This is a genomic window from Nostoc sp. CCY0012, from assembly GCF_963920855.1.
Lineage (GTDB): Bacteria > Cyanobacteriota > Cyanobacteriia > Cyanobacteriales > Nostocaceae > Cyanocohniella.
In genome coordinates this window covers 1-648 of record NZ_CAWUDM010000254.1, presented here as the reverse complement: position 1 = coordinate 648, position 648 = coordinate 1, and the positions used below count along the sequence as shown (strand labels likewise).

At 40.4% G+C, this 648-nt stretch carries 1 protein-coding gene; it reads right to left on the bottom strand.

Going from position 1 to position 648, the window contains the following annotated elements; genetic code table 11:
• Nucleotides 1–497: ISAs1 family transposase (locus tag ACM0OS_RS29015; RefSeq protein WP_414546627.1), on the bottom strand; the 497-nt coding region annotated here is incomplete at its 3' end.
• Nucleotides 498–648 lie beyond the last annotated feature (151 nt).

Sequence of the window (648 nt, the reverse complement as noted above, 5' to 3'; positions counted from 1 at the left end):
TGTTGTTCACTTGCCCAGGCACTAATGACATGAAGTGCTGATTTACCCTGGTTGCGGTCATATGAACCTCTAATTGTTTTACCATCTATGGGGATGATTTCTCCACCCATCTTGGTGACCAAGGTTTCTACCCAATTCAGAAAACATCGATTTAATGCCTCTGGGTTGATGAACTCAAACACCCGACGGAAAGTATCATCTGATGGAATTCCGTTTGGTAGTGCTAAGAACTCTTTTAACCACTGTTGCTTACTGATACCGTAATTCTCGATATCTTCCCATCCTTGCGCTCCTGCTATGACTGCCAGAATCGCAATTACTAAGATGTCTGTCAGTTGATGTTTTTTTGTTCGCTCTACTCTGGGGTCTTTAATCAGCGCAAATTGCTCTACTAGACTCTGCTGAATACTGCTGATATCTGCCACTTGTGCTGGCTTTCTTTGATTACCAGCATTTTTTATCTTTTCAGTAGATTTATTTTCAAAGCCCTCTGACATCAACTTGACTCCAGTCCATTTTCTACGACTGTCTTCAATTCATCTCATTGATCTTGCTCAGCCGTCAAGTTGATTTTTTACACATCCACATATGCTTATTTTCTTTGTTATGTCAAGTTTTCTCTATACCAAATTAGATGAGCTTACCCTG